We start from the raw sequence: 13,660 nt of genomic DNA, 5'->3' as shown, positions 1-13,660 counted from the left end.
CGCTCCGGTCAATTCATTCAGGGCATATATATCTCTAAAAAAGCCTTTATTCTCCAGTTGAACTATTCAATCTAACCTTTTCGACATATTTTATTCCATATTATGTAGTATTGTGATCTACAACTACTACTGATACACATCCAGCCACTGCTCCAGCTGCTCCTTCAATCGTTCCCTGGCCGACTCCGGCTCCAGAATCTCCGCATTAGGGCCATACTGCAGAATCCACTTGATGAACTCATTCTCATTATTAACCGTGACTTCGAACAGCAGCGTCCCATCGCCTTCTTCGCTCATCCGCGGCTGTACGAACAGCTCCTCTTCCTTAATGTAACGCGCCACCTCCGGATCGAACCGTACCTTGAACGTGACATTCCGGGTCCCCCGGTTGATCGACCAGGTGTTTTTCAGATACTGCTTAATATTGAAATTTCCCTTATCAAAAGTAGACGCCGTCATCTCTACCTGCTCAAACCGGCTGATCCGGAACGTACGTATTGCGCCCTTCAGATGGCAATAGCCAATGAGATAAAAACGCTGATCCCGCGGGATCAGATAATACGGGTCAATCTCCCGCGCCGTAGTAACGTTGCTTGATTGCGAGTGGTATACCGTACGGATGCTGCGCTGCTCCAGGATTGCTCCAATAAGCGGCTGCAGGAAGTTCCGGCTCTCCTTGCGGTAGGCCGGGGTGCCCATTTGAATAATATCCGCAATATTCTCCAGCAGGCCATTTTGCCGCGATTTCTCCTTCAGATGAGTCCCCATCACCTTGTCATACGCAGAATGAAAACCCGGTGGGATTCTATCCTGATTCAGGACCGAAGGCAGCAAAGAGAACGCCAGCGACTCCTGCTCCGAGAAATCCAGCGGATACAAAAAGAATTTCCCCATGAACCGGTACCCCGTGCCCCTTCCTTCATTCGTAACCGGAGCAAAGTGGCTGATCAGCTCAAGATCCCTGTAGATCGTTCTTATATTCACCTCGCACCTAAAGGCCAAATCTGCTGCGGTAATCCCGGGGTTCGACTGAATGGCGTTAATGATTCTAAAAATCCGTATTACTTTGTCTGTCATAACAAATGCTCCTCAGCTTCCAAGTAAGTGTTGCCTATGATCCAATAGTCCCATAGTTATACTATATCAGTTCTATAGAAACATAACGCCCTCCAATACTATTGCAACCTCCCGGCCCTTACAACAAAATCACCCTAACGGGTGAACGATACTGCTGCTAATACCATTCTTAAACGGAGTTCACTTTTCTCCCTCTCTCTGCCTTCTCTCCATCTCTCTGCCTTCTGGCGGCCATTTGACAGCTACAGCTTAGCCAGGTGGAGCATCGATACTCTGGATTCTATTGTGTTCGGTTTTTCTCATACATTTCCTAAATAGCAAAAAAAGTCCGCCTTCCCAATAGGGCTGACGGACTCACGTGATACAGATATAAGCGGGTGATGGGAATCGAACCCACGCTATCAGCTTGGAAGGCTGAAGTTCTACCATTGAACTACACCCGCATAGGTGAAATGAAATATCGGGATGACACGATTTGAACATGCGACCCCCTGGTCCCAAACCAGGTGCTCTACCAAGCTGAGCTACATCCCGTTAATACAAAAACTGAATCAATGAAGTATAAATGGCGCGCCCTGAGAGATTCGAACTCCCGGCCTTTTGATTCGTAGTCAAACGCTCTATCCAGCTGAGCTAAGGGCGCAAAATCTATATGGAGCGGACGACGGGAATCGAACCCGCGACCCTCGCCTTGGCAAGGCGATGCTCTACCGCTGAGCCACGTCCGCAAAAACATGGTGCGCGTGAAGGGACTTGAACCCCCACGTCGTGAAACGCCAGATCCTAAGTCTGGTGCGTCTGCCATTCCGCCACACGCGCACACGTTACAAGAAAATGGTGAGCCATGAAGGACTCGAACCTTCGACACCCTGATTAAAAGTCAGGTGCTCTACCAACTGAGCTAATGGCTCTCATAAGAGAAACAATCGAAAATAGATGGCTGGGGATATAGGAATCGAACCTATGAATGACGGAGTCAAAGTCCGTTGCCTTACCGCTTGGCTAATCCCCAATATTATAATTAGCAAAATACTACGGAATCGGATGGATACTCTATACTTCGAGATATAGGATGCTCAATCCCTTATGTCTTAATACCAATTAAAATGGCTTAACAGGGCGGGATACTCTTCACTCCGTTACGAGATTGCGAAGTATTCCTTACGAAGCTTATGCGTAAGCGAACCCAGGGAATTCTCATCCCTTAAGCCATTAAATGGCGGAACCGACGGGATTCGAACCCGCGATCTCCTGCGTGACAGGCAGGCATGTTAGGCCAACTACACCACGGTTCCAAATTGGTTGCGGGGGCAGGATTTGAACCTGCGGCCTTCGGGTTATGAGCCCGACGAGCTACCGGGCTGCTCCACCCCGCGTCATTGAACAAAATCTATTCGGTTAAGATAGATGGTGGAGGCTGAGGGGTTCGAACCCCCGACCCTCTGCTTGTAAGGCAGATGCTCTCCCAGCTGAGCTAAGCCTCCATATATGACTCGTATGGGATTCGAACCCATGTTACCTCCGTGAAAGGGAGGTGTCTTAACCCCTTGACCAACGAGCCATGCTGTAAATATATTTGCTCTCATCCCTTTGCAGGGAGGTAACGCTACGGAGAGAGAGGGATACTCTTCACTTCGTTACGAGATTGCGAAGCAGTGCTAACGAAGCCTATGCTCCAACGAACCACTGAGAGTTCTCATCCCTTTGCAGAGAGGTAACGCTACGGAGAGAGAGGGATTCGAACCCTCGAGACGCTTGTGGCGCCTACACGATTTCCAATCGTGCTCCTTCGGCCAAACTCGGACACCTCTCCATATGGCTCCCCGAACAGGACTCGAACCTGTGACAACTCGATTAACAGTCGAGTGCTCTACCAACTGAGCTATCAGGGAATATGTAACCAATTAGGGCAAAAAAAATACCACAGTGTGTGTGGATGGTCCGCTTGGCGGCGTCCTACTCTCCCAGGACCCTTCGGTCCAAGTACCATCGGCGCTGGAGGGCTTAACGGTCGTGTTCGGGATGGGTACGTGTGGAACCCCTCCGCTATCGCCACCAAACGGGCATTTACAGCGTAAATGCTTCAGGAATTGATTCCTGAAAACTGAATCCGAAACGAATCTGCGTGTTAGAAATTTGGATAAGCCCTCGACCGATTAGTATTGGTCAGCTCCATGCATTGCTGCACTTCCACCTCCAACCTATCTACCTCGTCGTCTTCAAGGGGTCTTACATACTGGGAAATCTCATCTTGAGGGGGGCTTCACGCTTAGATGCTTTCAGCGCTTATCCCGTCCGTACGTAGCTACTCAGCCATGCTCCTGGCGGAACAACTGATGCACCAGCGGTACGTCCATCCCGGTCCTCTCGTACTAAGGACAGCTCCTCTCAAATTTCCTGCGCCCACGACAGATAGGGACCGAACTGTCTCACGACGTTCTGAACCCAGCTCGCGTACCGCTTTAATGGGCGAACAGCCCAACCCTTGGGACCTACTTCAGCCCCAGGATGCGATGAGCCGACATCGAGGTGCCAAACCTCCCCGTCGATGTGGACTCTTGGGGGAGATAAGCCTGTTATCCCCAGGGTAGCTTTTATCCGTTGAGCGATGGCCCTTCCATGCGGTACCACCGGATCACTAAGTCCGACTTTCGTCCCTGCTCGACTTGTAGGTCTCGCAGTCAAGCTCCCTTATGCCTTTGCACTCTGCGAATGATTTCCAACCATTCTGAGGGAACCTTTGAACGCCTCCGTTACTCTTTAGGAGGCGACCGCCCCAGTCAAACTGCCCGCCTGACACGGTCCCCGTACCGGATTACGGTACTAGGTTAGAACCTAGATACGATCAGGGTGGTATCCCAACGGCGCCTCCGCAGAAGCTTGCGCTCCTGCCTCAACGGCTCCCACCTATCCTGTACAGATCGTACCCAAATTCAATATCAAGCTGCAGTAAAGCTCCATGGGGTCTTTCCGTCTTGTCGCGGGTAACCTGCATCTTCACAGGTATTAAAATTTCACCGGATCTCTCGTTGAGACAGCGCCCAAGTCGTTACGCCATTCGTGCGGGTCAGAATTTACCTGACAAGGAATTTCGCTACCTTAGGACCGTTATAGTTACGGCCGCCGTTTACTGGGGCTTCGGTTCACAGCTTCGGGTTTAACCCCTAACCACTCCCCTTAACCTTCCAGCACCGGGCAGGCGTCAGCCCGTATACTTCGCCTTACGGCTTCGCACAGACCTGTGTTTTTGCTAAACAGTCGCTTGGGCCTTTTCACTGCGGCCCCCTCGGGCTATTCACCCTACCGAGGCACCTCTTCTCCCGAAGTTACGAGGTCATTTTGCCGAGTTCCTTAACGAGAGTTCTTCCGCGCGCCTTAGAATTCTCTTCTCGCCTACCTGTGTCGGTTTGCGGTACGGGCACCTTCTCCTGACTAGAGGCTTTTCTTGGCAGTGTGAGATCATGACCTTCGCTACTATAATTTTCGCTCCCCATCACAGCCTGGCCTTAATAGTGTGCGGATTTGCCTACACACCAGCCTCACTGCTTAGACGGACATCCATCAGTCCGCGTCACTACCCTCCTGCGTCACCCCATCGCTCATAGCGGATTACGGTGGTACAGTAATTTCAAACTGTTGTCCTTCGACTACGCCTTTCGGCCTCGCCTTAGGTCCCGACTTACCCTGAGCGGACGAGCCTTCCTCAGGAAACCTTGGGCTTTCGGCGGATCAGATTCTCACTGATCTTTTCGTTACTCATACCGGCATTCTCACTTGTATGCTGTCCAGCGCTCCTTACGGTACACCTTCAACCTACATACAACGCTCCCCTACCCCAGATGCAAAGCATCTAGCCATAGCTTCGGTGGTGTGTTTAGCCCCGTTACATTTTCGGCGCAGAGTCACTCGACCAGTGAGCTATTACGCACTCTTTCAATGGTGGCTGCTTCTAAGCCAACATCCTGGTTGTCTGTGCAACTCCACATCCTTTCCCACTTAACACACACTTGGGGACCTTAGCTGATGGTCTGGGCTGTTTCCCTTTTGACAATGGATCTTAGCACTCACTGTCTGACTCCCGGCAAGAAGTTAATGGCATTCGGAGTTTGACTGAGCTTGGTAACCCTTGCGGGCCCCGCACCCAATCAGTGCTCTACCTCCACCACTCCATTCACCGAGGCTAGCCCTAAAGCTATTTCGGGGAGAACCAGCTATCTCCGAGTTCGATTGGAATTTCTCCGCTACCCCCACCTCATCCCCGCATTTTTCAACATGCGTGGGTTCGGGCCTCCAGTGCGTGTTACCGCACCTTCACCCTGGACAGGGGTAGATCACACGGTTTCGGGTCTACGTCCACATACTCAGTCGCCCTATTCAGACTCGCTTTCGCTGCGGCTCCGGCTTCTCACCTTAACCTTGCATGTTAAACGTAACTCGCCGGTTCATTCTACAAAAGGCACGCCATCACCCATAAAGAGGGCTCTGACTTTTTGTAAGCACACGGTTTCAGGTTCTATTTCACTCCCCTTCCGGGGTGCTTTTCACCTTTCCCTCACGGTACTGTTTCACTATCGGTCGCCAGGTAGTATTTAGCCTTAGCAGATGGTCCTGCTGGATTCATACGGGGTTTCACGTGCCCCGCACTACTCGGGATCCGTCTCGGAGAGAACACAGTTTAGGCTACAGGGCTTTTACCTCTATCGCGGGCCTTTCCAGACCTCTTCGCCTACCATATTCCTTTGTAACTCCATGTGAGACGTCCCACAACCCCAAGAGGCAAGCCCCTTGGTTTAGGCTGTTCCGCGTTCGCTCGCCGCTACTGACGGAATCACTATTGTTTTCTCTTCCTCAGGGTACTTAGATGTTTCAGTTCCCCTGGTCTGCCTCTGCGTATCCTATGTATTCAGATACGAGTAACTGCGAATTACCACAGCTGGGTTTCCCCATTCGGACACCCCCGGATCAAAGCTTGCTTACAGCTCCCCGAGGCAGTTTCGTTGTTCGCCACGTCCTTCGTCGGCTCCTGGCGCCTAGGCATCCTCCGTGTGCTCTTAGTAGCTTAACCAACGTTCCGGTGTTTTGCTTGTTTGCACAATCAAAAACCTTCACTTTGTAGCAACTAATAACTATTTCAACTTGCTTACACAAGTTTCAGCTAAAAGATGTTCTAAAACGCAAATTCGTTTCGGTATCCAGTTTTCAAGGATCAAGGTAAAGATGAGAGCTTAAACTCTCAAAACTGACCAACGAGTGAGTAACAGGCCTAAACCTGATTGGTGGAAGCAAGCTTCCGATTTGAATGTCTTCATTGCAGAAGACGATTCTCCATAGAAAGGAGGTGATCCAGCCGCACCTTCCGATACGGCTACCTTGTTACGACTTCACCCCAATCATCTACCCCACCTTCGGCGGCTGGCTCCCTTGCGGGTTACCCCACCGACTTCGGGTGTTGTAAACTCTCGTGGTGTGACGGGCGGTGTGTACAAGACCCGGGAACGTATTCACCGCGGCATGCTGATCCGCGATTACTAGCAATTCCGACTTCATGCAGGCGAGTTGCAGCCTGCAATCCGAACTGAGACCGGCTTTGCTGGGATTGGCTCCACCTCGCGGCTTCGCTTCCCGTTGTACCGGCCATTGTAGTACGTGTGTAGCCCAGGTCATAAGGGGCATGATGATTTGACGTCATCCCCACCTTCCTCCGGTTTGTCACCGGCAGTCACTCTAGAGTGCCCAGCTTAACCTGCTGGCAACTAAAGTCAAGGGTTGCGCTCGTTGCGGGACTTAACCCAACATCTCACGACACGAGCTGACGACAACCATGCACCACCTGTCTCAACTTTCCCCGAAGGGCACCTGATGCATCTCTGCTTCGTTAGTTGGATGTCAAGACCTGGTAAGGTTCTTCGCGTTGCTTCGAATTAAACCACATACTCCACTGCTTGTGCGGGTCCCCGTCAATTCCTTTGAGTTTCAGTCTTGCGACCGTACTCCCCAGGCGGAGTGCTTACTGTGTTAACTTCGGCACCAAGGGTATCGAAACCCCTAACACCTAGCACTCATCGTTTACGGCGTGGACTACCAGGGTATCTAATCCTGTTTGCTCCCCACGCTTTCGCGCCTCAGCGTCAGTTACAGCCCAGAAAGTCGCCTTCGCCACTGGTGTTCCTCCACATATCTACGCATTTCACCGCTACACGTGGAATTCCACTTTCCTCTTCTGTACTCAAGTCACCCAGTTTCCAGTGCGACCTCAGGTTGAGCCCAAGGTTTAAACACCAGACTTAAATAACCGCCTGCGCGCGCTTTACGCCCAATAATTCCGGACAACGCTTGCCCCCTACGTATTACCGCGGCTGCTGGCACGTAGTTAGCCGGGGCTTTCTTCTCAGGTACCGTCACTCCGGTAGCAGTTACTCTACCGGACGTTCTTCCCTGGCAACAGAGCTTTACGATCCGAAAACCTTCATCACTCACGCGGCGTTGCTCCGTCAGGCTTGCGCCCATTGCGGAAGATTCCCTACTGCTGCCTCCCGTAGGAGTCTGGGCCGTGTCTCAGTCCCAGTGTGGCCGTTCACCCTCTCAGGTCGGCTACGCATCGTCGCCTTGGTGGGCCATTACCCCACCAACTAGCTAATGCGCCGCAGGCCCATCCCCAAGCAGCAGATTGCTCCGCCTTTCATTCTCTCCTCAGGAGAAAAAAGAAATTATCCGGTATTAGCTACCGTTTCCGGTAGTTATCCCAGGCTTGAGGGCAGGTTGCCTACGTGTTACTCACCCGTCCGCCGCTAAGTCTGAAAGGAAGCAAGCTTCCTTTCAGACTCCGCTCGACTTGCATGTATTAGGCACGCCGCCAGCGTTCGTCCTGAGCCAGGATCAAACTCTCCAAATTGGTATTTAGAAAGAGCGATTGCTCATTTTGAAACATCTGACGAGAATTTACATTCTCTAATTTGGATCTCGCCGAAACGATCTCCAGGTACTCACTCGTTGTTCAGTTTTCAAAGATCAAGCTCGTTGTCAGCGCCGCTTACCGCGTCACCAGCAACTCTTATAATATATCACATCCAACCGATCAATGCAAGCTCTTTTTTTAACTTCTTTTTCGAGCTCGGCGTTGATGTTTCGCGGCCAGAAATAGAATATATCATGGATAGAGATTCATTGCAAGCATTATTTTATATTTAACATCTTAGAATGATATTAACCGTAAATGGACAGAATAACCGAATATCTAAACGTAAGCTATGCATGCCTCAAGCCTACGTTATCTAACCTTCTAGGAGGATTGTTATGGACACTCATGAATTCGTGGAGAAGTTCCAGGAGAATCAGCGTAAAGCGCTAAAGAACAGAAACCGCGGTAAAGGAACCCCAGGCGCAAGACTGGCCAACAAGCAGCATAGCTCTAACAAATAACAGTAACAAGCATGCCACAAGCGGAAACGGCTTTGCCGTCTTTTAAAGGACGGTACTGTTGCGGCGAGAAATAGAAGGATAATGTATAGTGTGAAACATATACATTCTTCTATATCAAAACAAAGCAGGGATGTCTGCGCAGCCAGTTACGGCTCTGCGGACATCCCTTTTGCATTCTATTCTATAGAAGGAGTAGTAATTATTTGCTCAGCTTCGTTACGCCCACTGCCACTTTCTCGATTTGTGCTTTGCTGAGTGATTTGTCAGCGGAGCTGATGGTTACAAAACGGTCTGCCAGCTTGAAGGTCAGCATCGGCGTATCCGAAGGGGTATACCATTTCGCCTCTGTTCCATTGGAGAGCTTCACTGTACTGCTGTCATATCCATCGGAATAGTCACGCGGCGAGACATTTACACGCATTTTATTGAACAGGAAGCTTACGCCGTCATCACCGCCCGCAACCTTCTGGAAGGCATCTCCACTGACCATCTGTGTAGGGGCATAGGCTGTCTCAAAGCCCTCGAAGTTCGCAAACGCCTTAGCAATCTGCTCCTTCTGCGCTGCAGTGTATTGTACCGCCGTCAGCTTCACAGCTGAACCATTATCCGGCGTTGTCGCCCCTGTTCCAGTTCCAAGGATAACTTCATTCGTGGAGGCATTGAATGTCACCGGTACCTTCAGTGCATCTGCCATCGCCCGGACCGGAAGATACGTTGTATCCTTATAAGTGATTGGCGCCATTGTTTTGCCGTTGTTATCAACCGGAGTATAGGCCGCTCCGTTAACTTTGAACCCGATGCCGTGGTTAAGATAGGCGCTGATCTTCTGCATGTTCGTTCCTGCGTAGACCCCTGCTGAACCTGTAACGGCCATTCCGAATACCATCGTTGCTATGATCATTTTTTTGCTTTTCATTGAATATCGTCTCCCTTAGCCTGTGATATCAGTGTGTTCCTTGCTATGGATTTATTAAACCATTAACTTGTTTCTAACTTGTATCCGGATTGTAAAGAAGTAATTCAAATCTTCACCCCATACACCTCTGTATACAAAATATCTCTAAATCGGCGGAACTCTTTCATCGTCACCGGCTCCGGGTAGGTCATAATGCGCAGCGGAAGATCGGCTTGCCCTGCACGCAGCGGCGGCTGCATATAGTTATAGGGATTCAGGTAAAAGCCCAGCCGCTCGTAGAATCCGATTCTTCTCTGTTCCAGCTCACCGTCCGGCGGCTCTACCTCAAGCAGCACCGGCTTGTCCGAACGCATAAGGTAGCTGCTCATCAGCTTACGGCCGATCCCTCCGCTCCGGCACTCGGGATTCACGGCAATATGCTCGATGAACCGCAGCTCGGGTAGCTCCCATGCCGCCAAAAAAGCCAGTATCTCCCCCTCCGCATCCTTGCTGGTATACAGATGATAATTCGGCCGATCCAGCAAAGCCTGCTGCCCGGTGCGGGTTCTAATCTCACTTACCGGAAAAGAGGCTTCCATGATCGCGAATATTTCATTGAATTCCACTTCACTAATGCCTGCTTCATGAATAGTTGTCTCATTGATCATTGTATTCTCGTCCATTGCAATGGCCTGCTTTCTGCCGCTTCGCTGCGTGAAGGGCTCTAATGTATGGTCCCCTTATCCGGTTAAAAATACCTTCAGGGAGCCTGTACGCATCAAGATGTTTCAAAATAAAGACTGTCACAGAACATTCTCCGCTTCCCTATGAGCCGATTAGCATCTGGTACTAGGAGAACGTGCTATACTGTAGTTAACAGATACATCATTACTTATAATAGGAGAGGTTCATTTGGATAATCAACGCTGGATCGCACCTGAATTCTACAATCTCACTTCGGAAATGGAGCAGCATCCTGAAGATATGATTGCAATTAAATGGTTACATGAAAATGGGAGCCTGGAGCAAATCACCTATGGTGCACTCATGGCTCAGGCTAACCGCCTCGCCGGCGGACTGGCCGGCCTCGGACTTACGCAAGGCGACCGGGTCCTGGTCATGGTCCCCCGCCGCATCATCGCCTATGCGATATATCTGGCCTGCCTGAAGCTGGGACTGGCTGTTATCCCTTCGTCTGAAATGCTGCGGGCGAAGGATCTCTCGTACCGGCTGCGCCATTCCGAAGCGCGGGCTGTTATTGTCTGGTCTGAGGTTACCGGAGAAGTGAACAAAATCTCCGACGATCTGCCTGCACTGGACTACCGCCTCTCCGTCTCCAGCGGTGCAGCTGAGCCTGAAGAAGGCTGGATCGACCTGGAGGGTCTAATGGAAGGACAAGCCGATTCTCACCCTACGGTTGCCAGCCGCCGTGATGATATCGCTATTCTGGCCTACACCTCCGGAACCACTGGCAATCCCAAAGCAGTAGTTCACACGCACGGCTGGGGATATGCCCATCTGCGGATCACTTCCTCCCTCTGGTTCGATATCCGTGAATCAGATACGGTCTGGGCCACTGCCGCACCGGGCTGGCAGAAGTGGATCTGGAGTCCGTTCCTGACGGTACTCGGCAACGGGGCAACTGGCTTCGTCTATAATGGAGCCTTCCATCCGGAGCGCTACCTGCAGCTGCTGCAAGATGAGAAGATCCAGGTATTATGCTGCACACCGACAGAATACCGCCTGATGGCGAAGACTGAAGGTCTGGCAGACTACGATCTGTCCAATCTGCGCTGCGCTGTATCCGCCGGTGAACCGCTGAATCAGGAAGTGATTCATACCTTCCAGCAACACTTCAATATTACAATCCGTGACGGCTATGGACAAACAGAGAGCACCCTCATCATCGCAGCGCTGAAGGATGAGCCGATCCGGGTCGGCTCCATGGGCAAATCGATTGCTCCGGGCATTGTCGAAGTGATCGACGAGGACGGACATCCGCTGCCGGCCGGAGTGGTCGGTGATATCGCCGTACATCTGAGCATGCCTGCATTGTTCCAGAACTACTACAAAGATCCTGAGCGCAAAGCGAACTGCTCGCATGGGGAGTATTTTGTAACGGGCGACCGGGCGCGCAAGGATGAGGACGGCTATTTCTGGTTCGAGGGGCGCGGCGATGACATCATCATCAGCTCGGGCTACACGATCGGGCCGTTCGAGGTCGAAGAGGCGCTGATGAAGCATACCCTCGTTAAGGAATGTGCCGTAGTCGCAAGCCCGGATGAGATCCGCGGGTCCGTCGTCAAGGCTTTTATTGTACTCAAGGACGGCCATGCCGGAACACCGGAGCTGACCAAAGAGCTGCAAGCCCATGTGAAGGAGCAGACCGCCCCCTACAAATATCCGCGCAAAATCGAATACATTACGGATCTGCCGAAGACTACCTCCGGAAAAATCCGCAGAATCGAGCTGCGCGAGCAGGAGAAGCACGCTAACCTGTAACATAAGCTACTCTGTTAAGTGGAAACGGCTTTGCCGTCCTATTAAAGGACGGTACCGTTTCAGCGAGAAATAGAAGGATAAGCTATCGTGTGAAACAGATAAATACTTATATTTCCTAGGAGGGCTGCAAATCAGGCTGCTATATTGCCAGCCGAAACTATAAAATCCCCGTTCCTACAGTGATGCAGGACGGGGATTTTTGTGTTTCGGGAATGCTAACAGCAATACAAACAATACTGCAAGAATCAGCGTAGTCACCAGACTGGCCTCCAGACCAAACTGGCCACCGGTTAGCATTTCATTGCCCTTTAGAGCTACGGAATACAGACCATAAGTGTTATTACCGCTCACCGCAACCCCGTAAATATAACCCTGGAATAGATTCCAGGAGATATGCAGTCCCATTGCCGCATACAAGTTGCCGGTTCGCAGTGTCATCCAAGAAAAGATCAGGGCAATGAATACGATATTGAGTCCGCTGACCCAGTTATATCCGGGGTTCGCCAGATGGGCCAGCGAGAACAGGACGGAAGTCACGCCCACCGCAGCCGGAACGCCAATCCGTAAGGACAATAGCTGTTGAAGATAGCCTCTGAAAACAACCTCCTCGCATACTCCCGCCAGCAATGCTGTAAGTACAATATCCGCCGCATCCAGCTGTCCGAATTGCGGGTGTGCCCATTCCCCTTGCAGAACAGCATACCCCAGTCCCCACAGCACAAGCAGAATCAATGAAAGCAGCAGAAATCCGCCAGCAAATCCGGCGGCAAGGCTTACACCGTCCGGTCTGGATAATCCAATGCTGGACAACGGACGCTTATGAATTCTCCGTACCGTATAACAAACAACAATAAAGGAGTAGATCGCTGTAGATTTGAATACACGTACCCACCCGTCCGGATCAAAAAGCTGCTCAGAGCCGATCCTCAGCGATACGCCAAAGGAGACAAGAGCCGTCAGAAAAACAATAACCGCTACGACACATGATATTTCCCAACCTGCTCTAAGCTGCCGGTTACGGTTCATGAATATATTTTGCATATTGCGGATTCCCCTTCCCTCTATTGCCTGTCATTCATTAGACGGACTTCAAGGGGTTCTCCCTGCAAATTCATAGAAATGCTTGGAGGCATTGTCTTTACTCGGACCAATACTCGGCATCCGGGTTGAGCGCTGAACCTACTTCACCTTCTTTTACCAGATCGCAGTCCAGGTAGCCTTCCTCATCCAGGAAATAGACCTCCTGCTTATAGAATTCGCACAGCGTCTCCAGGAACTTCTCCGGTGAATCGTACATCACCACCAGATCGCCGTAGTCGTGCAACAGATCGCAGATCCGTTCCACGCCTTCTTCAGAGCGGTAGTAGCAAATGAAATCACTCCCATAGTTCGTCAGCAGCGGCAACACGATTCCACCGCCGGTATATCCCTTCTCCTGCAGAATCCCTGAGAGTATCTTCACCTCATGGCCGTATTCTCCGATATGAATCAGCCGGTAGCCCGGAATGAACTCCAGCAGACTGGGATCTTCCTCGGCGCCGCCCGTTCCAAGAACCGTATCATAGACCGCACGCAGAAGCGCAGGTACTTCGGGTGTAAACTCTAATATCGCATCGCTGCCCCCTGCCGGAGCTTCACCCAGACTGGCGGTGTACCCGGGACGCAGCTGCGTGGACAGCTTAAGGAATTCCTGAAATGTACCGGTAAGCATGTAATCATCCTTTCTCACAAAAATATAGCGGAGCAATAAGGAACGCCCCTATCTCT

Annotated in this window: 7 protein-coding genes, 13 tRNA genes and 3 rRNA genes; 2 read left to right on the top strand and 21 right to left on the bottom strand. The window is 51.1% G+C overall.

Translation table 11 applies throughout. The features are described 5' to 3' along the window. Window positions 1-126: 126 nt before the first annotated feature. From MKZ07_RS27900 to MKZ07_RS27820, 17 genes are all read right to left on the bottom strand, one after another. Window positions 127-1,077, bottom strand: coding sequence for a helix-turn-helix transcriptional regulator (locus tag MKZ07_RS27900; RefSeq protein ID WP_036701958.1), 951 nt, complete (start codon window positions 1,075-1,077; stop codon window positions 127-129). Between the two features lie 372 nt (window positions 1,078-1,449). Beyond that, window positions 1,450-1,520 (bottom strand) — tRNA-Gly (locus MKZ07_RS27895). A gap of 17 nt (window positions 1,521-1,537) precedes the next feature. Continuing rightward, a tRNA-Pro gene (locus tag MKZ07_RS27890) sits at window positions 1,538-1,611 on the bottom strand. A gap of 32 nt (window positions 1,612-1,643) precedes the next feature. Continuing rightward, window positions 1,644-1,720, bottom strand: a tRNA-Arg gene (locus tag MKZ07_RS27885). Between the two features lie 10 nt (window positions 1,721-1,730). Further along, window positions 1,731-1,805, bottom strand: a tRNA-Gly gene (locus MKZ07_RS27880). Between the two features lie 7 nt (window positions 1,806-1,812). Further along, a tRNA-Leu gene (locus tag MKZ07_RS27875) sits at window positions 1,813-1,896 on the bottom strand. A gap of 16 nt (window positions 1,897-1,912) precedes the next feature. After that, window positions 1,913-1,988: transfer RNA gene (locus tag MKZ07_RS27870), tRNA-Lys, on the bottom strand. Between the two features lie 26 nt (window positions 1,989-2,014). Continuing rightward, window positions 2,015-2,089, bottom strand: a tRNA-Gln gene (locus MKZ07_RS27865). Window positions 2,090-2,294: 205 nt separating this feature from the next. Continuing rightward, window positions 2,295-2,372: transfer RNA gene (locus MKZ07_RS27860), tRNA-Asp, on the bottom strand. A gap of 4 nt (window positions 2,373-2,376) precedes the next feature. Continuing rightward, window positions 2,377-2,453 (bottom strand) — tRNA-Met (locus tag MKZ07_RS27855). A gap of 32 nt (window positions 2,454-2,485) precedes the next feature. Continuing rightward, window positions 2,486-2,561 (bottom strand) — tRNA-Val (locus MKZ07_RS27850). 5 nt (window positions 2,562-2,566) lie between these two features. Then, window positions 2,567-2,638 (bottom strand) — tRNA-Glu (locus tag MKZ07_RS27845). 162 nt (window positions 2,639-2,800) lie between these two features. Continuing rightward, window positions 2,801-2,890 (bottom strand) — tRNA-Ser (locus MKZ07_RS27840). 3 nt (window positions 2,891-2,893) lie between these two features. Then, window positions 2,894-2,969, bottom strand: a tRNA-Asn gene (locus tag MKZ07_RS27835). A 51-nt stretch (window positions 2,970-3,020) separates the two neighbouring features. Further along, window positions 3,021-3,137: ribosomal RNA gene (gene rrf, locus MKZ07_RS27830) — 5S ribosomal RNA — on the bottom strand. 76 nt (window positions 3,138-3,213) lie between these two features. Next, window positions 3,214-6,142, bottom strand: a 23S ribosomal RNA gene (locus tag MKZ07_RS27825). Between the two features lie 266 nt (window positions 6,143-6,408). Further along, window positions 6,409-7,969, bottom strand: a 16S ribosomal RNA gene (locus MKZ07_RS27820). Together the 16S, 23S and 5S rRNA genes with 13 tRNA genes alongside form the textbook arrangement of a ribosomal RNA operon. A gap of 401 nt (window positions 7,970-8,370) precedes the next feature. Between MKZ07_RS27820 and MKZ07_RS27815 the strand changes: the two genes are divergently transcribed. Then, a complete protein-coding gene (locus tag MKZ07_RS27815; RefSeq protein WP_076161612.1) occupies window positions 8,371-8,496 on the top strand; it encodes a DUF4023 family protein in 126 nt (41 codons plus the stop codon). 199 nt (window positions 8,497-8,695) lie between these two features. On the opposite strand, the gene MKZ07_RS27810 is transcribed toward MKZ07_RS27815, so the two are convergent. Both MKZ07_RS27810 and MKZ07_RS27805 read right to left on the bottom strand, forming a co-directional pair. Continuing rightward, window positions 8,696-9,412, bottom strand: a complete 717-nt coding sequence (locus MKZ07_RS27810) for a hypothetical protein (RefSeq protein WP_341028796.1) — start codon at window positions 9,410-9,412, stop codon at window positions 8,696-8,698. 104 nt (window positions 9,413-9,516) lie between these two features. Continuing rightward, complete coding sequence (locus MKZ07_RS27805) at window positions 9,517-10,074, bottom strand: GNAT family N-acetyltransferase (RefSeq protein ID WP_341028794.1); 558 nt, start codon at window positions 10,072-10,074, stop codon at window positions 9,517-9,519. A gap of 280 nt (window positions 10,075-10,354) precedes the next feature. Here MKZ07_RS27805 and MKZ07_RS27800 point away from each other — a divergent pair, with 280 nt between their 5' ends. Further along, a complete protein-coding gene (locus MKZ07_RS27800; protein ID WP_341029786.1) occupies window positions 10,355-11,893 on the top strand; it encodes an acyl-CoA synthetase in 1,539 nt (512 codons plus the stop codon). 174 nt (window positions 11,894-12,067) lie between these two features. Here MKZ07_RS27800 and MKZ07_RS27795 read toward each other — a convergent pair whose 3' ends face one another. Both MKZ07_RS27795 and MKZ07_RS27790 read right to left on the bottom strand, forming a co-directional pair. After that, entirely contained in the window at window positions 12,068-12,934 is an 867-nt protein-coding gene (locus MKZ07_RS27795) for a CPBP family intramembrane glutamic endopeptidase (protein ID WP_036694588.1), read from the bottom strand. Between the two features lie 97 nt (window positions 12,935-13,031). Then, window positions 13,032-13,604, bottom strand: a complete 573-nt coding sequence (locus MKZ07_RS27790; RefSeq protein ID WP_036694656.1) for a hypothetical protein — start codon at window positions 13,602-13,604, stop codon at window positions 13,032-13,034. Window positions 13,605-13,660: the final 56 nt, after the last annotated feature.

The organism is Paenibacillus sp. FSL P4-0338 (assembly GCF_038002365.1).
In the GTDB taxonomy this organism is placed as follows: domain Bacteria; phylum Bacillota; class Bacilli; order Paenibacillales; family Paenibacillaceae; genus Paenibacillus_AQ.
This window is presented reverse-complemented; position numbering and strand designations above follow the sequence as displayed.

Excerpts from the sequence above, each read along its gene's own strand:
- MKZ07_RS27900 (WP_036701958.1), bottom strand. The coding sequence starts at position 1,077 with ATGACAGACAAAGTAATACGGATTTTTAGAATCATTAACGCCATTCAG.
- MKZ07_RS27815 (WP_076161612.1), top strand. The coding sequence starts at position 8,371 with ATGGACACTCATGAATTCGTGGAGAAGTTCCAGGAGAATCAGCGTAAA.
- MKZ07_RS27810 (WP_341028796.1), bottom strand. The coding sequence starts at position 9,412 with ATGAAAAGCAAAAAAATGATCATAGCAACGATGGTATTCGGAATGGCC.
- MKZ07_RS27805 (WP_341028794.1), bottom strand. The coding sequence starts at position 10,074 with ATGGACGAGAATACAATGATCAATGAGACAACTATTCATGAAGCAGGC.
- MKZ07_RS27800 (WP_341029786.1), top strand. The coding sequence starts at position 10,355 with ATGGAGCAGCATCCTGAAGATATGATTGCAATTAAATGGTTACATGAA.
- MKZ07_RS27795 (WP_036694588.1), bottom strand. The coding sequence starts at position 12,934 with ATGCAAAATATATTCATGAACCGTAACCGGCAGCTTAGAGCAGGTTGG.
- MKZ07_RS27790 (WP_036694656.1), bottom strand. The coding sequence starts at position 13,604 with ATGCTTACCGGTACATTTCAGGAATTCCTTAAGCTGTCCACGCAGCTG.